We start from the raw sequence: 16,316 nt of genomic DNA on the forward strand, positions 1-16,316 counted from the left end.
CGATTTGAAGGAGATCAATCATGGCCGTCGATACATCCCCCCGTTCCACCACCTGGACCTATGTGGATGGAGAATGGGTGGAGGGCAATCCGAAGCTGATCGGCCCCACCTCGCATGCGATGTGGCTTGCCTCCTCCGTGTTCGATGGCGCCCGCTGGTTCGATGGCATCGCGCCGGATCTCGACCTGCATTGCCAGCGCGTCAACCGCTCCGCCGTCAACATGGGCATGAAGCCGACGATGAAGGCCGAGGAAATCGAGGCGCTTGCCTGGGAGGGCATCAAGAAGTTCGACGGCAAGACGGCGATCTACATCAAGCCGATGTACTGGGCCGAGCATGGCGCCCCCTACAGCGTGGTCGCACCCGACGCGGACTCCACCCGTTTCGCGCTCTGCCTGTTCGAGGCACCGATGGGAACTGCCAAGCCATCCTCGCTCACGGTCTCGCCCTTCCGCCGTCCCAGCCCGGAAGTCGCCATGACCATGGCCAAGGCCGGCAGCCTCTATCCCAATAGCGGCCGCATGATCATCGAGGCCCATTCGCGCGGCTTCGACAATGCGCTCGCCCGCGACATGAACGGCAATGTCGCCGAAACCGCGTCCTCCAACATCTTCATGGTCAAGGACGGCGTGGTCATGACGCCGATCGCCAACGGCACCTTCCTTGCCGGCATCACCCGCGCGCGCATCATCGGCCTGCTCCGCGAGGCCGGTTTCGAGGTTCGCGAAGTCACCCTCACGGTCGAGGATTTCGACAATGCCGACGAGATCTTCACCTCCGGCAACTATTCCAAGATTGCGCCGGTGACGAAGTTCGAGGAACGCTCGCTGCAGGAAGGCCCGGTCGCCCGCAAGGCTCTGGAACTCTACATGGACTGGGCGCGTTCGGGCGGCCGCGGCGACGCCTGATTCTCGATGGCGAAGCGGCGCCGGGCAATCCGGCGCCGCTTGCCATCCGCTGATCGATGAGTGCGAATATTCGCACTGCCTTTGCCCTCAAAAGTGGAAATGAGAGCAAGTATTATAAATATAAAGGCGGATTTTGCATCGTCGGGGTGCATTTCTATTTAAATTCTGAAAGTCTAAATTGTCGGCATCTCATTTTTGCCGCAATGCAGCAAAATCATGCGAGGCACGGTCAACTTATCTCTGCAGTCTCACTCCCACCTCGGAACGAAACACCGGAAAGGAGCGGAAATGCCAGTGAATGTGTCACCAACCGCCTCGCCATCAGGCAATGATCTAGAGGCAGTCGCGCGCAGCGGCAGCAGGTTCCGCCGCATGGCGGTCCGAATTCCCACCTATCTTGCGGATGTGAAGGAGAACCCGGCCTGGCTGCCGATGTTCATGCTCGCCCGCACCATGCCGGGGCGGCGCGCCCATTGGGCAATGTCGGCCAAGTACAAGCCGACGGCGGCATCCGCGCCATCCATTTTCGGAGATCTCGACGCGGCAAAAATCGCCGAGGATCTGCGCCGCGACGGCATATTCGCCAATCTGCAGCTGCCCGCCGAGATCCACACGGAAATCCGCGATTTCGCCGACGCAACCCCCTGTTTCGGCAATTTCAACCGTGGCCTGGAATTCCTGGCCCCGCAGCATGACGAGGCGGAGGCAACCTTCGGACGCTCGCTTCTGAGCGGCCATTTCTTCGAGCGCTCGCTCGACAGTCCGGGCGTTCTCGCCGTCCAGAAAGACCCGTTGCTGATCGATGTCGCCCGCCACTATCTCGGCGCAACGGCACAGTTGATCACCACCCGCATCTGGTGGAGCTTTCCGACGAAGGCCTCGTCCGAGGCCGACCGCAGCCTCGCCTCGCTCGACAAGTTCCATTTCGACCTCGACGACTGGCGGATGCTGAAATTCTTCTTCAACCTCGTCGATGTCGACGAGGGCACCGGCCCGCATGTCTTCGTCAAGGGCAGCCACAGCCGCCGCAAGACCAAGCACCAGTATACCCTGCTCGTCGGTCACCCGGCAGACGAGGTGCTCGATTACTATGGTGCCGACAAGGCGGTGACGCTGACCGGCCCCGCAGGCTCCGGCTTCGTCGAGGACCCGTTCGGCTTCCACATGGGCACGGTACCGACGACAAGGCCGCGGCTGATGATGGAAGTCGGCTTCGGCGTCTCCAAACCCTCCCGCCGCCGCTTCCACGGCGAGCCGGTGATCAGGAGGTAGCGGCCTCGGAAGGCCAAACTCGCAAGCTCAATCGCGGGCAATGCCTTCGAGGAAATCGGCAGCGCGTTCGGCGCCGGCCATCGAGATCGTGTGGCCGAGGCCGGGCTCGATGACGGTTTCCACCGTAAGGCCGGCAGCCTTCAGCTCGGTTTCCGCCTTTTCCGTTTCCCAGGACGGGATGACCGGGTCGGAGGTGCCGTGCACCAGAAGCACCTTCGTCGCCGTGGCCGGCTTCAGCGGATGTTCGCTGGCAAGCCGCCCTGAAAAACCGATGATGGCGGCAACCGGCCAGCGGCCGCTGGCAATCGCATCGAGCGACATGATCGTGCCTTGAGAAAAGCCGACGAGAACCACACGGTCGAGCTGGCCTTCAAAACCGTTCGTCTCGATGATCTCGGAAATCACCGCGTCGAAGGCGGGCCTCGCCGCCGTGATGCGGGCAGCGCGGTTGTCTTCCGTCACGCCGGCCACGCTGAACCATTGATAGCCCGCGCCGAAGCTCGACCGGTCCGGTGCGTTCGGCGAGACGAATACGGCATTCGGCAGCCTGGCCTTCCAGCTCTCGCCAAGCGGCGCAAGGTCGGCACCATTCGAGCCGACACCATGGAGCAGGATGACGAGAAGGGATTTTGCAGCGACGGTCATGGCATTCCTTTAAGCGGCTATGTAGACGGCTATGGCTCGAAAGCGAGGTGGGGGCATGAGAATAGGGAGCAGGCAACCTCCGGCAAGAAGGCAGCCTACCTCTATGACAGGAAAAGCGCAGCGCATAGGCCATGGCCGGTGACCGCTCCGTTCACCGAAGCCGATACTGTCACCCGATAATGGCAGCCGGAACGATCGGCGGCTTGAACAATCCGGCTGGCTTTTCGACGAGGCCTGCCGGCTCATGCTGCCGCCGGTCGTGCCGCCGGCGCATCGCAGACTCGGAAGGTCGTATTGGTGGTCGGGCGAAACCTCTTGGAACCTCAGTCGTCGGCCTCGCAGCCTTCCGTCACCTGCTGGCGAAATGCCGGGCATTCGGCCATCAGCCTTCTGATCGCCTTCGTCGATCCGGAAAGCGGGATCACCCTGTTGCCGGGGATCTGCACCATGTCCGCCTCCGACTTGATCGCGACCATGCCATGCGCCGTCTTCAACGTCATCGCATAGCCGCCGTCCGGGGTCTGTTCTATTCCGTGACCCTCGGCATTGAAGAGCACATAGGAACCCGATGTCATCAGCTCCGGTATCCGCGTGGTGCAGATATCGCTGAATATCTCGTAATAGCCATAACCGGCCACCTTGCCCTTGCTCTTCACCGTCCAGGTTTGCACGGAGTCGATCTGGAACGGGCCGGTAAAGGCCGTGGCGAAGACCGATGTGTCGGTGAGGCCCGCAGGCTTGAGGAACTGCGACATCCGCACCGAGCTGACATAGCGCCCCTGCGGCGGCGGGCATGTCACGCCGAAGGCGCCTGCACCGATATTGACGAAGGCGCCCCGCCCCATCACCGGATGGGTGCCATAGGCCCATTGTCCTTCCGGCAGATCCGTCGAGTAATCCGCCTTGCCCGACATAGGGCCGGACATAGGGCCAGTGAGGGGGCCAGTAGGCGCTGCAACGGACGGCTTCTTGGACTGTTTTGGCTCCGGCTCGATATCGCAGCTGCGGGCAATGCACTGGTCATAGGCCGGCTGCCGCCCGCCGGTCGCCTCGTTGCATCGCCAGACGCAGCGCTGCGCCTCCATATAATCCTGGGCGGATGCTGGCGGTACGAGCGATGATGCGATGAAAAATGCAAATAGAGATGCGGATGCGAATTTCGGAAGATGGCGATGCCCCGGCATTTATTCGATCTCCGTCGGGAAGTCTGAATAATGTTCGCCCGCGCGAAAAGTATAGCCGGAAGTATGTACTTGTTTTCGATTTTAACAAGAGTGGCGATATCCATTCCCTCATCGCCTATGCTGCTAGTTGCGCAGCGCTGTCACGCTACATCGCCAGTCACAGGATGAAGCGGCAGATCAGCTCCGCTGCGACCTTTGCCGCCGCTCATGTTCGCCATCGGTTTCCGGTGCGACCCGGGCCCCCGTCAGGCCCGAATACTGGGCGATCGGCCCGGCCTTTCCGATCAGATGGCCCTGCAGGTTCTGGCATTGTGCCTCCTCCAGAAACGCCCGCTGCTCTTCGGTCTCCACGCCCTCGGCGACGATCGGGATGTTGAGCCCGCGGCCGAGCCCGATCACCGCCCGCACGATCTCGTCTGCGCTGGCATCCCTGACCAGCTTGGAGGTGAACGACTTGTCGATCTTGATCGTGTCGAAGGGAAAGGCCTGCAGGTAGGAGAGCGAGGAATAACCGGTGCCGAAATCGTCCATGGCGATGCGGATTCCGAGTGTCTTCAGGCCGCGCAGGATCTGCAGCGCGCGGGCAAAATCCTGCACCAGCACCCCCTCCGTCACTTCGAGTTCCAGCCGGTCGGGCGAAAGGCCCGTCTGCAGCAGCATCGCATGCACGTCGGAAACGAGGCTGTCCTGGCGGAACTGGATCGGCGAAATGTTGATGGCGATGTTGAGCCGGTTTGGCCAGCCTGCCGCTTCCCGGCAGGCCTCGTGCAGCACCCAGCGGCCGATCTCGACAATCAGCCCGCTCTCTTCCGCCAGCGGCACGAATTCATCGGGCGTGATCAGCCCGCGAACCGGGTGATGCCAGCGCAGCAGCGCCTCGAAGCCGAAAATCTCACCGGTCACGGATGCCTGCGGCTGATAATGCAGCGCAAGCTCGCCGCGACGGATCGCATGGCGCAGATCCTGCTGCAGCACTCGCCGGTCATGCATGCGCCGGTCCATCCCGGCATTGAAGGCACAGAAGCGCCCACGCCCCTCCGCCTTCGCCCGGTAGAGCGCCGCATCGGAATTGGCCAGAAGCGAGGCCGCATCCTCGCCATCCTGGGGAAACATGGCGATGCCGATGCTCAGGCTCACCCTCAGCGCGCGGCCCTCCACCTCGATCTCCTCGTCCATCGCGCGTGTCAGCCGTTCGGCAAGCCGTGTCACCATTTCCGGCTGGTCGTCGCCGGCGCTGATGACGGTGAATTCGTCGCCGCCCAGACGCGCCGCGAGATCGCCGCCGTCGAGAACTTCCTTCAGCCGCCGCGCCAGTTCCGCCAGCACGGTATCGCCGGCCGCATGGCCGAACAGGTCGTTGATGTCCTTGAACCGGTCGACATCGAAACTCATCAGGCCGAACTGCCGGCGCAGCACCCGGCTTTCCGCGATCAGGTTGGAAAGCTCGCCTGCAAACCGCATCCGGTTGGGCAGGTCGGTGAGCGGATCGTGATGGGCGAGGTAGGAAACCCGCTGCTCCGCCTTCACCCGCGCGGTAATGTCCTGCTGGGTACTCAGCAGATATTTGCCGTCCAACAACACGTCCTGTACGTCGATGATCCTGTCGCCGATCTCGACCTGTGCTTCCGCGCGCCCGTCCTTGAGCAGCTTGCGCTTCAGCCGTTCGAAATAGGCGATCGGATCTTCCTTCCAGTCGGCCATCCGCCCGTCGGCCACGACATCGGCAAAGGTCTCATCGTCATTTTGCCAGCGCCGGCCAAGATCATGCAGTTCGTGAAAACAGCGATTGGCATAGACCGGCCGCCCATCCAGCTCGAAAATTCCCACCGCCACTGGCAGATTGTCCATCGCAGTCATCAATGCCTGCAATTGGGTACCGCTGTCGGATCGCCTGCTTTTCTTCGCCGTGACCATGCCGTGCTCCCGTGATCGTGGGGATTGTTAGGCTCGGCGGCTTAAATATTAGCTAATGCATATATATCAAGATTTGGCATGCCGGTTCGAGCCGGCCACGGCGAGTGCTCGACGAAAACGTCGCGCGGCAATGTTCACTGGACGGAGAGGGCCGGGCCCGCCACGGCAGTTTCGGCAATCACGCCGGCAAGCATCGCATCGCTTGCCTCACTCTTCATCCGGAGGGTGATCGCTTCCAGGCGCTCGAAGGCGCTCACACCCCGCGGGCCGATCGTTGCGGCCGCGCGGCGGATCGATGGCAGTACCATCGCCAGATCGTCGATCGTTAGATGGCGCTCCGGCCCGGTGCGATTGCCCGATGTACCGGCCGGAGGACGCCCGGATGCGGGATGGCGATAGGCGGACAGCCCTCCGCGCCGCTGGCGGTCCGCGAGCCGGAAGGCCTCCTCGGCGAGGGTGGTAAACAGCCGATCGGCGATTGGCGTGCGTCGTCCCTCGATATCGACCGCCCTCCAGATTTCCCGTTGCATATCCAGCCGATATCCGGTCAGGGCGCTGAACAGGTTGAGATCGCTGAGAGAATAGCCACCCGTTGACGCGCCTGCGGACAGGTCTATCCGGCCGGGAGAGCGAGCAACGGCCGGCTCTGCGGCAATGGCAGGGGTGGGATCCACGCTGGCAGACGGCGGCGTGAACGCCACTTCACGTCCCTCGGCAAGCCCGGCTTCGCCCGGTGTTTCCGGTGGGGTCCGCGTCATGGTCAGCGCCTGGGCGATTGCGGCTGGATCGAGCGTTGTCAGGCCGGAAAGGGGGAGGGCCGGCGCGGCCGCATCCGGTTCGTCCCTGCCGGCATCTCCGGCAGAAGCTTGTTCACTTTCGGCGCGCTGCAGCAGGAAATGCGGTATCGTTGAAAAATCGTTGCGGGTCACAATGTTCTCGTCGGTCAAAAGCGGGATCATAAACGCAAACTGAGACTATGACCCGACCCTAGTGGATCAAGCCTGCGTCAAACTGATTATGTATCGGTTTTATGCTTCATCCCTTGGCGCGCGCCGTCACGGCTTCACGGCAAGCGTGTCGGAGGCGATCTCCCCGCCGATCTCGGCGGCCTTCTTCTGTTTGTCATAGACGCAGATCGTGCTGATCTTCGCCTTTGCCCCCACGGCCTTTCCGGTCACCACGGCAAGCCCGTAATGCGCGCTGCCGTAAGGATCGACGACTGTTCGGCCGTTCTCGATCAGTCCTCTGGCCGCCTTGATACAGGCTTTCGACACATCCTTCTGGAACGCTCCCCAGGCGTCATCCGATGAGGCCCTTGCGGCACCTGCTGCAATCATCATGGCAGCGAGTGCCACGGCAAAAGTCTTGAACATCGTCATCGAATCAATCCTCCTCCGTGACCTTGCCTCTAGCGGAATTCTCTGTCGATCCTGTGGCAGCTGCTCTTTCACTCTGCAGTTTGAGGATTGTCCGAGGCATGTGTCGGAACGAAGTTTCGCAATGACGCGTTCTGACGCAAATGCGCGCCGGCGCATCTTTGATTTTTGCCAGAATTTTGACCTCTGGGGCGTTGCCTCTTGTCCGGACGCCTCCTATGTTCCCGCTCAACGATTACCCAAGGTTTTTGCCGAAAAGGAGTAGACCAATGGCCTTCGAACTTCCCGAACTTCCCTACGATTACGAAGCACTTTCGCCGTTCATGTCGAAAGAGACGCTCGAATTCCACCACGACAAGCATCACAAGGCCTATGTCGACAACGGCAACAAGCTTGCAGCAGAAGCCGGAATGGCTGACCTGTCGGTCGAGGAAGTCGTCAAGAAATCCTTCGGCACCAACCAGGGCCTCTTCAACAATGCTGCCCAGCACTACAACCACATCCATTTCTGGAAGTGGATGAAGAAGTCGGGCGGCGGCACCAAGCTGCCGGGCAAGCTGGAAAGCGCCATTGCTTCCGACCTCGGTGGCTACGACAAGTTCAAGGCTGATTTCGTTGCTGCGGGCACCACCCAGTTCGGTTCCGGCTGGGCCTGGCTGTCGGTCAAGGACGGCAAGCTTGCCATCTCCAAGACCCCGAACGGCGAAAACCCGCTCGTTCACGGCGCATCCCCGATCCTCGGTGTCGACGTATGGGAACACTCCTACTACATCGACTACCGCAACGCGCGTCCGAAGTATCTCGAAGCCTTCGTCGACAGCCTGATCAACTGGGACTACGTGCTGGAAATGTACGAAGCCGCCACGAAGTAATCTTCGGCGCCACGTCCCGATTTCAGGAAAACACCCGGTGCCGAACGCGCCGGGTGTTTTTGTTTGCGGTCCCGCTTCAGCGCCGGCAAGATCTGTCACATCACTGTCATCTCTTGGCTCTAACTGCGCTCCATGTCCTCAGAAAAACCGCTCCTCCGCCTCGGCGTCATTGCCGACCCCCAATATGCCGATGCCGAACCGAGACTGGAATACGATCGGTTCTATCGCAACAGCCCCAAAAAGCTTGCCGAAGCGGTCGAGACCCTGAACGGCGAGGATCTCTCTTTCGTCGTCACGCTGGGCGACCTGATCGATCGCGACTGGGGAAATTACGACCGCATCCTTTCCGTCTATGACGGGTTGCGCCACGACAACATCCTTCTGCCCGGCAATCATGATTTCTCCGTCGCGCCGGGGCGGCTGAAGGATGTGCATGCCCGGCTCGGCATGCCGGCGCCCTGGCATGATTTTCTGCGCGGCGGCATTCGCTTCGTCATCATCGATGGCAACGAGGTGAGTGTCTTCTCGACGCCGGAAGGTGATCCGCGCCATGCCGAGGCGAAAAAGCGGCTCGCAGCACTCGAAGCTTCTGGCGCCATCAATGCCATGCCCTGGAATGGCGGTCTTGGCGAAGCCCAGTTCGCCTGGCTGGAAGAGACGCTTTCCGCTGCCGGGAAGCGCGGCGAAAAGGTCGTCGTCATGGGCCACTATCCGCTCTATCCGGCAAACGAGCACAATCTCTGGGATAGCGAGCGCGTCACCGATCTCTTCGCGCGCTCCGGCAATGTCATCGCCTATCTGAACGGCCATAACCATGCCGGCAATCTCGGTCGAACCGGCTCCACCTGGTATGTCAATTTCAAGGGCATGGTCGATACCGAGAGCGAAAACACCTTCGCGGTGGTGGAGTTCTATGCCGACCGCATCGAGATCATCGGCTTTGGTCGCGAGGAAAACCGCAGCCTGCCACTTTAGCCGTCGACCGATGGCTCGCCGGCAGTGAGGCAAAGCGACGCTGCGTTGTAAACCCGGTATTGTTACGTTTCTTTCGCGCTTCGGGAAAAGCCTTTTTCCATCAGAGGTTTGTCCGCAATCTTCCGGTTGCGGGGCAGCGGGCGAAATCGCTGTCATGCAAAATGCCGCTTGCCCGCGACTTTCTGCGCGCTTTCCCATCGTCGAGCGGCGCTGTTGTCTCGCATCCGCGAGTAGCGGCTTGGGCCATTTATGTAATTTGTCAATTTTGCTTGCGGCTGGATGCGCCTATCGCGCATCTGTCCCGGCATTTGGCGGAAATTTCTCAAGGCCGGCCCTCGCGGATTGGATCAATCGAGAGCGAGCGAAACGGCATGGCCAGCACCACACATACGGATCACCTGACACGACCCGAAGCGCGCAATTTCAGCTCCACCGCCAAGGTTCTTCACTGGCTGATGGCGGTGATCATCCTCGTAGCGTGGGTCGTCGGCTACTATAGCGGCTCGATGCTGCATTATGGTGTCAGCGATGGCGAGACGGCGCAGAAGATCTGGGCGATCAATCTGCACAAGTCGATTGCCACGACGACCCTGTTCCTCATCGTCGGACGGATCATCTGGCGCGCCTATCATCGCCCGCCCGAAGCCGCCGATACGCCGGCCATCATGAAGACGGCCACCCATATCGGTCATTCGATCCTGTATGCCCTGATGGTGGCCGTGCCGCTGTCCGGCTGGTGGAACAGTTCCTCCGGCGGACACGACATTCCCGTTGCCGGCCTCTTCACCATTCCGCAACTGGGCGGCAAGAACCCGGAACTGACGCCCTATCTCGTCACCGCCCACTGGTTCTTCGCCTGGGCACTGCTCATCGTCGTCGCCGGCCATGCCGCCTTTGCCGTGAAGCATCATCTCATCGACAAGGACGATACGATGACCTCCATGCTGCCGAAGAAGCACTGACCGGATTTTCATGATGCGGCACCGGATGGGTGGGGGCAGCAAGCGCTCCATCCATCCGGATATCAGGGCGGCCGGACATGTCGCGCCGGTTCCGGCAAGGCATGCCGGCCGCCTTGGCATTTTCGGGCGCACCGCCGCGCTGCACGGCATTCTCGCGCCTGACAAAAACGTGATTTCCTGCCAATTCGAGAGACTGGTCAATATCTTCCCGCATGGCTTGCGCAGATGCCGGCCATCCAGCGAGGAGAGTTTGCATGAAAACCAAAATCATTGTTTCCGCAGTGGCCCTCTGTCTTGGCTGGGCGGCCGTTGCCGTCGCGCAGGATAACCCCATCGCCAAGCGCGAGCAGATGATGAAAGAGATCGGTGGTTCCATGGCGTCGCTTGCGGGGATCGCCAAGGGCGACAAGCCCTTCGATGCGGACGTCGTCAGGACGGCGTTGACGACGATCCACACCAATATCAAGGCCTTTCCCGATCAGTTCCCCGACGGGTCGGAGCTCAACTCCGCCGCCTCTCCTGCGATCTGGGACAACAATGCCGATTTCCGCGCCAGGGCGGCAAAGCTCGAGGGTGAGGCCGGCAAGATCCTGGCCTCGATGCCGGCCGATCAGGCAGGCGTACAGAAGGCGGTCCAGACACTCGGCTCCAATTGCGGCGCCTGCCACCAGACCTATCGCCTGAAGCGCTGACCACGATCTGCGGGCGACCGTGCCCTCGGCACGGTTGCGCCCGGAGGTTGGTCAAGGCGGTGGTCAAGGGGCAGCGATTTGAGGAGAGAGGTCATGGTGTCTCGCCGATCAAGGACAGCGGCCTTCGGCCTGGCGGCGATCGCCGTGGCCGCCATAGGCGCGTGGCAACTGACAAGCCCGGATCCGCGCCCGCAGGACTATTGGGCGGATGCCGGCAAGCCCGATATTGCAAATGGCGAACGGGTCTTCTGGGCCGGCGGCTGCGCCAGTTGCCATGCCGCACCGGGAGCGACGGGCGATGCGCTGAAGGTGTTGGCCGGCGGACGCGCGCTCACCAGCCCCTTCGGTACGTTCCACATCCCCAACATATCGGCCGACCCGCAGGCCGGCATCGGCAGCTGGACGCTGGCGGATTTCGGCAATGCCATGATCCGCGGCGTGGCGCCGGGCGGCACACATCTTTATCCCTCCTTCCCCTACGGCTCCTATGCAAGATTGTCGAAGAGGGACGTCAACGACCTCTTCTTCTATCTGAAGACCCTGCCGGCCAGTTCCTATCTCGCCCTGCCGCATGAGCTGCGCTTCCCCTTCAACATCCGCATGGCCGTGGGCTTCTGGAAATTCCTCTATTTCGACGATCGGCCCCGGGTCGAACTTACCTCCGCCGACGACAGGGTGAAGCGCGGCCAATATCTGGTCGAAGGCCCCGGCCATTGCGGCGAATGCCACACGCCGCGCAACGCGCTCGGAGGGTTCGAAAAGGACAAATGGCTCGCCGGCGGCCCGAGCCCGGAAGGCAAGGGCTCGATCCCCGACATCACGCCGGGTGGCGAGATCGGCTCCTGGAGCGAAGGCGATCTCGCCAACTATCTCGAAACCGGCTTCACCCCCGATTTCGACAGCGCCGGCGGCGCAATGGTCGAGGTACAGCAGAACATGGCGCATCTGCCCAAGGCAGACCTCGAAGCCATAGCCGCTTACCTGAAGGCGGTGCCGGCGAGGTGAGGGGCATTCTTGCGCAAGCAGGGGATTGTGCTATATTTGTAGCACATTGGAGATGCCGACGATGACTGTTACGACCAAGATACGGCGGCAGGGCGGGGCTGCCGTGGTTACCATTCCTCCAGCCGTGCTGAAGATGATGCAGCTCGATATCGGGGATCAACTGTCACTGGAGATTTCCGAGGGCGAGCTGGTGGTGAAGCCACTTCGAGCTGTGAAGAAGCGTTACAAGCTCAGCGAATTGCTGGAAGGCCAGGATCTCATGTCCGGCCTGAATGCGGATCTGGCCTGGGCGACGGAAGGGGATCCTGTCGGTCACGAGATCTCCTGATGATCCGCAGCAACATTCCCAACCGTGGCGATGTCTTCTGGATCGACCCTAATCCCGTGGCTGGCCGGGAGATGAAGGACCGGCATCGTTTTGTCGTAATCACGCCGCGTGAAATCAACGCACTGGGCGTCAGCATGACGGTGCCGATCACCACAGGCGGTGCTTTTACCCGTCAGGCAGGACTGGCCGTTCCGGTCTCCGGTCGTGACACGAATGGCGTGGCGGTCTGCAATCAGGTCCGCAGCTTCGACATTCCGGCAAGAGTTCAAAACAGGACCGCCCGCTACATCGAGACGCTGGATCGCGATACGATCGATGAGATCGTCGCCCGCGTGCTGAGCGCCATCGATCCCGCCGCCGAATAGGCTATCTTAACCCCGCCGCTGTCCGGCCCAGAACGGCGCCAGTCACGCTTGCGCTGTCGCATCCCATGGCCGGACTTTTCAGGATTTCTGCCGCGGATAAGCCATCGTCACGCGATCGCCTGGGTGTAGCGCATGCCGGTGACCGGACGCGGCTTGAAATCCATGTGTTCGTAGAAGCGGTGGGCAGCCGAATTGCCGGTCGTGGCGCTGACCGAGAGATAGCCGCAGCCGGCGCTCTTGGCGATATCGCGGGCGCGGGCGACGAGATGCTGGCCAATGCCATGGCCGCGCTGGCCGTCACGCACGAAGAGATGATGCAGGTCCATGCCGCGTGCGCCTTCCTGGGCGCGGTAGAGCGGCACGAGAATGGCGTAGCCGATCAGCCCGTCGCCGGTATCGGCAACCAGCGCGGTAATCCACGGCATATCGGAAAACAGGTCGCGCTCGAGAATATCCGGCGTCATCGCCGACGCATCGTGATGATGGGCGGCGAGTGCTGCGATCATCTCGTTAAGTTCGGGCAGGTCGTGGCGCTTGGCGTGGCGAATATTCACCACGGCAGGGCGGGGGAGCGAGATTTCGCTGTCTTCGGTGAGTGTCTGAGTCATTTCCGGCATCCTTTGGTCTTGTGGTGCCGTCAGGTGCCGTCTGAAACAACAAAGCCGCCTGACGGCGGCTTGTTGACATGATGATCTGTCGAGCCGCCCTTTACAGGTAGGCCCAAAAATACTTGGCGGCGGTGGTGAGGCGCGTATTGATCATGGCGGCTCTCATGCGCCTGTCTTGAAGGCTTGTCAAGCGCATGATGGCCAACGGATCGCTTCCGTCGTATGCTGTTTGCAAAGACAGTCAGACAAATCGGGATGCGAGTATCCAGTCATGGCACGGATTGCCTTCAGCGAGAACGAGGAACGCTTCATCCGAAGGCAGGTGGAAGCCGGCAATTATGCGGATGAGGGCGACGTCGTATCCGCCGGACTGCGCATTCTGCAGGAACTGGAGGATGCACGGGAAAAATGGCTCCTGGAGGAAATTCCGGCCCGTTTTGAAGAACTGCGAGCCGACCCGCAGTCAGGCGTGTCGCTGGGGACGGCCTTCGCCGACCTGGATGCAAGGCACCACAGCGGGCTTGCTCAAAAGAAGTAGTTCTCCATGCGCCATAAGCATCATTCTTCATGATCAGGCGCGTCAGGAACTCGAACATCTCTATGACTATACGGCCGGCCATGCCGGTTCGACCGTCGCCTGGGACTATGTTTTAGGCCTTCGCCAGTTCCTGCAGGATCTTGCCGATTTTCCGCAGCGCGGAACTGTCCGGGAAGGTTCCGTTCCGGGACTGCGTATTATCGGCTATAGGCGCAGCACCAGCGTGGCCTTTTGGTCATGCCGCCCAACGTCCTCATTCTGGAAATATTTCACGGCGGCCGGTTGGTCGATGACAAACTGCTGGCGAAGAGGACGTACGCAGCCCCGGATCTCACATCCAGGCTCTCACGTGCGGAGCAATTTCATTTCAATGCTCCCCGTCGCATAGCCCGTGGTCGGACAGCGAGCGGATCACGTAGCAATCCTCGATCGCATGGCCGCCGTCGCAATGGGAGACGATGCGTTCCAGCTCCTGTTCGAGCTTCTTCAGCTTCTCGATCTTGTCGCGCACATTCGCAAGATGGTCGGCGGCAATCCGGTCGGCATCGCCGCAGGGCTGCTTGGGGTGGTCGCCGAGCAGGATTAGTTCGCGGATCGCCGCGATGTCGAGTCCGAGATCGCGCGCATGGCGGATGAAGGCGAGCCGTTCGAGATCCTGCCGCTCATAGCGCCGCTGGTTGCCCTCGGAGCGCTCGGCAGCCGCAATCAGCCCCATCTGCTCGTAGTAGCGGATGGTCGGCACCTTCACCCCGGTCCGTTTCGAAAGATCGCCGATCGATAGCATGATGCCTCCAAACCTATAGTCTCTGGAGCTTTATATGGGCTGTTTTGGCCCGACGGCAAGAGAAGTGGCATCTCCACAAGACCGTTCCCAGGCCCGACTTGCGCGATAGGACACGAAGATATAGTATACCCCCCTATACTATATTGGAGAATGCGATGTCCCATACCGTTCGCGACAAGGCGAAGCTTCTGGCCCGTGTGCGCCGCATGAAGGGGCAGATGGAAGCTGTGGAGCGGGCGCTGGAGGCGGAGGCCCCCTGCGGCGACGTCCTGCAGCAGCTTGCCTCGATCCGCGGAGCGCTCGCCGGTCTCACCGGCGAGGTCGTCGAGGGGCATCTGCACGAGCATGTCGTTCATGCCGAAGGTGATGCCGAGCGCGCAGCCGCTGCCGACGAACTGGCGGCCGTGCTGCGGACCTATATCCGGTGAGAGGGCAGGGCCGGGGGCCAATCCATGGTCTGCGGCACTTTTTGAGCTTTGAAGGAGCCAGTCATGGCAAGCAGTATCGACGGTTTGACCCATAGCCACGTCTTTCTCGGCGAGGATCACGAGCGCAACGAGAAGAAGGTCTGGCTGGTGATTGCGCTGACCACGGCGATGATGGTGGCGGAAATCGTTGCCGGCACGATCTTCGGGTCGATGGCGCTGACGGCGGATGGCTGGCACATGTCGACCCATGCCGGCGCCATGCTGATTGCAGCATTGGCCTACATGTATGCGCGGCGCAACGCCGCCAATCCGCGCTACACCTTCGGCACCGGCAAGCTCGGTGATCTCGGCGGCTTTGCCAGCGCCATCGTGCTGGCGCTGGTGGCGCTGTTCATCGCCGCAGAAAGCCTTGCCCGGCTCGCCAATCCGGTGGCGATCGATTTCGACCAGGCCATCTTCGTCGCCGCGATCGGCCTTGCGGTCAATCTCTTGAGCGCCTGGCTGCTCAGGGATGACCATGATCATCATCATGGCCATGGCGGGCATCACGGTCATCACGGAAGCCACGCCCATCACGGTGACCATGCGCATGGCGGGCATCACGATCACGCTAGCGGAAGCGACAACAATCTGCGCGCCGCCTACATGCATGTCCTCGCCGATGCGCTGACCTCGGTGCTTGCCATCGCCGCGCTCATTCTCGGTCGCCTCTACGGGTGGAATGCGCTCGATCCGATCATGGGCATCGTCGGAGGCGTCGTCATCGCCCGCTGGTCGTGGACGCTGCTGCGCGATACTGCCCGCGTTCTGCTCGATGCCCAGCCGGATGGCGGAGATCTGTCGGCAAGGATCAGGAAGCTGATGGAGACGCCGGACGACACGGTGATGGACCTGCATGTCTGGCAGGTGGGGCCGGGCCATAATGCGGCAATCGTCTCGGTCGCCACCACGGCCGCCCACGCGCCGGCCTTCTACAAGGAAAAGCTGCGGGCCATTGACGGCCTCTCGCATGTCACGGTCGAGGTCACGCCGCTCGGTTGAGCCACTGGGTGCCCCGAGCCGACAGCGCAGGCGTCGAGAGGGTAGGTCGGAAACGATGTCGCGCCCGAAAGGGGCGCGAACATATCAAGTCAGAAGATGGTTCAGGCCTACCGGCAGGGACGCAAGTTGCAGCAGTCCACGGCTGCGCCCAAAAGCGTCAGGCGAACTCTTCGTAGAGCGATTGAACCCAGACCTGCGGCGCGGCCTCTGCCGGTGTGGCATCGCCGGCTGTCATGCCCCAGAGCGCACTGGCAAGCGAACCCGATAGCAGCGTGCTGCTGCCGGTGAGTGCCCCTTGCGAGCGGGAAACCGATGGCGTCACGATCTGGGGCGCTTCCTCCTGCTCACGCTCCACGGTCGCGGTCCGGTTCGGATATTGATAGCCATTAAGGCCGCTATCGATCTTCATCGCGTTGATC

The 16,316-nt window shown here is 61.5% G+C and carries 21 protein-coding genes; 13 read left to right on the forward strand and 8 right to left on the reverse strand.

Features of this window, described 5'->3' with window-relative positions:
- The first annotated feature begins 20 nt into the window (after positions 1–20).
- Positions 21–908, forward strand: a complete 888-nt coding sequence (locus NCHU2750_RS03660; RefSeq protein WP_119939223.1) for a branched-chain amino acid aminotransferase — start codon at positions 21–23, stop codon at positions 906–908.
- A gap of 288 nt (positions 909–1,196) precedes the next feature.
- Positions 1,197–2,180, forward strand: a complete 984-nt coding sequence (locus NCHU2750_RS03665; protein ID WP_119939224.1) for a phytanoyl-CoA dioxygenase family protein — start codon at positions 1,197–1,199, stop codon at positions 2,178–2,180.
- Between the two features lie 27 nt (positions 2,181–2,207).
- On the opposite strand, the gene NCHU2750_RS03670 is transcribed toward NCHU2750_RS03665, so the two are convergent.
- From NCHU2750_RS03670 to NCHU2750_RS03690, 5 genes are all read right to left on the reverse strand, one after another.
- Positions 2,208–2,825, reverse strand: coding sequence for an alpha/beta hydrolase (locus NCHU2750_RS03670; RefSeq protein ID WP_119939225.1), 618 nt, complete (start codon positions 2,823–2,825; stop codon positions 2,208–2,210).
- A gap of 323 nt (positions 2,826–3,148) precedes the next feature.
- Positions 3,149–4,009, reverse strand: coding sequence for a hypothetical protein (locus NCHU2750_RS03675; protein WP_119939226.1), 861 nt, complete (start codon positions 4,007–4,009; stop codon positions 3,149–3,151).
- Positions 4,010–4,186: 177 nt separating this feature from the next.
- On the reverse strand, positions 4,187–5,923 hold the full coding sequence (locus tag NCHU2750_RS03680) for a putative bifunctional diguanylate cyclase/phosphodiesterase (protein ID WP_119939227.1): 1,737 nt from the start codon (positions 5,921–5,923) through the stop codon (positions 4,187–4,189).
- 134 nt (positions 5,924–6,057) lie between these two features.
- Positions 6,058–6,852: a hypothetical protein gene (locus NCHU2750_RS03685; protein WP_162939476.1), complete on the reverse strand. Its 795-nt coding sequence runs from the start codon at positions 6,850–6,852 to the stop codon at positions 6,058–6,060.
- A 126-nt stretch (positions 6,853–6,978) separates the two neighbouring features.
- Positions 6,979–7,296, reverse strand: coding sequence for a hypothetical protein (locus tag NCHU2750_RS03690; RefSeq protein WP_502703840.1), 318 nt, complete (start codon positions 7,294–7,296; stop codon positions 6,979–6,981).
- Between the two features lie 272 nt (positions 7,297–7,568).
- Between NCHU2750_RS03690 and NCHU2750_RS03695 the strand changes: the two genes are divergently transcribed.
- From NCHU2750_RS03695 to mazF, 7 genes are all read left to right on the forward strand, one after another.
- Complete coding sequence (locus NCHU2750_RS03695) at positions 7,569–8,171, forward strand: superoxide dismutase (protein ID WP_119939230.1); 603 nt, start codon at positions 7,569–7,571, stop codon at positions 8,169–8,171.
- 132 nt (positions 8,172–8,303) lie between these two features.
- The gene (locus tag NCHU2750_RS03700; protein ID WP_119939231.1) at positions 8,304–9,146 is read left to right on the forward strand and encodes a metallophosphoesterase; all 843 of its coding nucleotides are present in this window, start codon (positions 8,304–8,306) and stop codon (positions 9,144–9,146) included.
- Between the two features lie 371 nt (positions 9,147–9,517).
- On the forward strand, positions 9,518–10,108 hold the full coding sequence (locus NCHU2750_RS03705) for a cytochrome b (protein WP_162939477.1): 591 nt from the start codon (positions 9,518–9,520) through the stop codon (positions 10,106–10,108).
- A gap of 254 nt (positions 10,109–10,362) precedes the next feature.
- Positions 10,363–10,800, forward strand: coding sequence for a c-type cytochrome (locus NCHU2750_RS03710; protein ID WP_119939233.1), 438 nt, complete (start codon positions 10,363–10,365; stop codon positions 10,798–10,800).
- A 93-nt stretch (positions 10,801–10,893) separates the two neighbouring features.
- A complete protein-coding gene (locus NCHU2750_RS03715) occupies positions 10,894–11,805 on the forward strand; it encodes a cytochrome c (RefSeq protein WP_119939234.1) in 912 nt (303 codons plus the stop codon).
- A gap of 61 nt (positions 11,806–11,866) precedes the next feature.
- On the forward strand, positions 11,867–12,133 hold the full coding sequence (gene mazE / locus NCHU2750_RS03720; protein WP_119939235.1) for a type II toxin-antitoxin system antitoxin MazE: 267 nt from the start codon (positions 11,867–11,869) through the stop codon (positions 12,131–12,133).
- Positions 12,133–12,498 carry a type II toxin-antitoxin system toxin MazF gene (mazF, locus tag NCHU2750_RS03725; protein ID WP_162939478.1) on the forward strand — a complete coding sequence of 122 codons (366 nt, stop codon included), beginning with the start codon at positions 12,133–12,135 and terminating at the stop codon, positions 12,496–12,498. Before mazE ends, mazF begins: the two co-directional genes overlap by 1 nt.
- 107 nt (positions 12,499–12,605) lie before the next feature.
- Here mazF and NCHU2750_RS03730 read toward each other — a convergent pair whose 3' ends face one another.
- Positions 12,606–13,106: a GNAT family N-acetyltransferase gene (locus tag NCHU2750_RS03730; RefSeq protein ID WP_119939237.1), complete on the reverse strand. Its 501-nt coding sequence runs from the start codon at positions 13,104–13,106 to the stop codon at positions 12,606–12,608.
- Positions 13,107–13,377: 271 nt separating this feature from the next.
- Between NCHU2750_RS03730 and NCHU2750_RS03735 the strand changes: the two genes are divergently transcribed.
- Both NCHU2750_RS03735 and NCHU2750_RS03740 read left to right on the forward strand, forming a co-directional pair.
- Positions 13,378–13,644: a ribbon-helix-helix domain-containing protein gene (locus NCHU2750_RS03735; RefSeq protein WP_119939238.1), complete on the forward strand. Its 267-nt coding sequence runs from the start codon at positions 13,378–13,380 to the stop codon at positions 13,642–13,644.
- Entirely contained in the window at positions 13,607–14,032 is a 426-nt protein-coding gene (locus tag NCHU2750_RS03740; protein ID WP_245480325.1) for a type II toxin-antitoxin system RelE/ParE family toxin, read from the forward strand. The genes NCHU2750_RS03735 and NCHU2750_RS03740 overlap by 38 nt, the downstream gene beginning before the upstream one ends.
- Here the strand turns inward: NCHU2750_RS03740 and NCHU2750_RS03745 are convergent.
- Positions 14,012–14,428 (reverse strand): MerR family transcriptional regulator, encoded by a 417-nt coding sequence (locus tag NCHU2750_RS03745; protein WP_119939239.1) that lies wholly within the window; start codon positions 14,426–14,428, stop codon positions 14,012–14,014. The two genes, NCHU2750_RS03740 and NCHU2750_RS03745, sit on opposite strands and share 21 nt — an antisense overlap.
- Before the next feature lie 155 nt (positions 14,429–14,583).
- Here NCHU2750_RS03745 and dmeR point away from each other — a divergent pair, with 155 nt between their 5' ends.
- Together dmeR and dmeF are read left to right on the forward strand one after the other, a co-directional pair.
- Complete coding sequence (gene dmeR / locus NCHU2750_RS03750; protein WP_119939240.1) at positions 14,584–14,856, forward strand: Ni(II)/Co(II)-sensing transcriptional repressor DmeR; 273 nt, start codon at positions 14,584–14,586, stop codon at positions 14,854–14,856.
- 63 nt (positions 14,857–14,919) lie between these two features.
- On the forward strand, positions 14,920–15,897 hold the full coding sequence (dmeF, locus tag NCHU2750_RS03755; protein WP_119939241.1) for a CDF family Co(II)/Ni(II) efflux transporter DmeF: 978 nt from the start codon (positions 14,920–14,922) through the stop codon (positions 15,895–15,897).
- Positions 15,898–16,054: 157 nt separating this feature from the next.
- Here dmeF and NCHU2750_RS03760 read toward each other — a convergent pair whose 3' ends face one another.
- Complete coding sequence (locus NCHU2750_RS03760; protein ID WP_119939242.1) at positions 16,055–16,306, reverse strand: hypothetical protein; 252 nt, start codon at positions 16,304–16,306, stop codon at positions 16,055–16,057.
- Positions 16,307–16,316 lie beyond the last annotated feature (10 nt).

This window comes from Neorhizobium sp. NCHU2750, assembly GCF_003597675.1.
Lineage (GTDB): Bacteria > Pseudomonadota > Alphaproteobacteria > Rhizobiales > Rhizobiaceae > Neorhizobium.

Bases quoted from the DNA above. Each gene is read 5' to 3' on its own strand.
- NCHU2750_RS03760 (WP_119939242.1), bottom strand. From the start codon at position 16,306: ATGAAGATCGATAGCGGCCTTAATGGCTATCAATATCCGAACCGGACC.
- NCHU2750_RS03695 (WP_119939230.1), top strand. From the start codon at position 7,569: ATGGCCTTCGAACTTCCCGAACTTCCCTACGATTACGAAGCACTTTCG.
- NCHU2750_RS03715 (WP_119939234.1), top strand. From the start codon at position 10,894: ATGGTGTCTCGCCGATCAAGGACAGCGGCCTTCGGCCTGGCGGCGATC.
- NCHU2750_RS03675 (WP_119939226.1), bottom strand. From the start codon at position 4,009: ATGCCGGGGCATCGCCATCTTCCGAAATTCGCATCCGCATCTCTATTT.
- mazE (WP_119939235.1), top strand. From the start codon at position 11,867: ATGACTGTTACGACCAAGATACGGCGGCAGGGCGGGGCTGCCGTGGTT.
- NCHU2750_RS03705 (WP_162939477.1), top strand. From the start codon at position 9,518: ATGGCCAGCACCACACATACGGATCACCTGACACGACCCGAAGCGCGC.
- dmeR (WP_119939240.1), top strand. From the start codon at position 14,584: ATGTCCCATACCGTTCGCGACAAGGCGAAGCTTCTGGCCCGTGTGCGC.
- mazF (WP_162939478.1), top strand. From the start codon at position 12,133: ATGATCCGCAGCAACATTCCCAACCGTGGCGATGTCTTCTGGATCGAC.
- NCHU2750_RS03670 (WP_119939225.1), bottom strand. From the start codon at position 2,825: ATGACCGTCGCTGCAAAATCCCTTCTCGTCATCCTGCTCCATGGTGTC.
- NCHU2750_RS03680 (WP_119939227.1), bottom strand. From the start codon at position 5,923: ATGGTCACGGCGAAGAAAAGCAGGCGATCCGACAGCGGTACCCAATTG.
- NCHU2750_RS03665 (WP_119939224.1), top strand. From the start codon at position 1,197: ATGCCAGTGAATGTGTCACCAACCGCCTCGCCATCAGGCAATGATCTA.
- NCHU2750_RS03735 (WP_119939238.1), top strand. From the start codon at position 13,378: ATGGCACGGATTGCCTTCAGCGAGAACGAGGAACGCTTCATCCGAAGG.
- NCHU2750_RS03740 (WP_245480325.1), top strand. From the start codon at position 13,607: ATGCAAGGCACCACAGCGGGCTTGCTCAAAAGAAGTAGTTCTCCATGC.
- NCHU2750_RS03700 (WP_119939231.1), top strand. From the start codon at position 8,304: ATGTCCTCAGAAAAACCGCTCCTCCGCCTCGGCGTCATTGCCGACCCC.
- NCHU2750_RS03745 (WP_119939239.1), bottom strand. From the start codon at position 14,428: ATGCTATCGATCGGCGATCTTTCGAAACGGACCGGGGTGAAGGTGCCG.
- dmeF (WP_119939241.1), top strand. From the start codon at position 14,920: ATGGCAAGCAGTATCGACGGTTTGACCCATAGCCACGTCTTTCTCGGC.
- NCHU2750_RS03660 (WP_119939223.1), top strand. From the start codon at position 21: ATGGCCGTCGATACATCCCCCCGTTCCACCACCTGGACCTATGTGGAT.
- NCHU2750_RS03730 (WP_119939237.1), bottom strand. From the start codon at position 13,106: ATGACTCAGACACTCACCGAAGACAGCGAAATCTCGCTCCCCCGCCCT.
- NCHU2750_RS03690 (WP_502703840.1), bottom strand. From the start codon at position 7,296: ATGTTCAAGACTTTTGCCGTGGCACTCGCTGCCATGATGATTGCAGCA.
- NCHU2750_RS03710 (WP_119939233.1), top strand. From the start codon at position 10,363: ATGAAAACCAAAATCATTGTTTCCGCAGTGGCCCTCTGTCTTGGCTGG.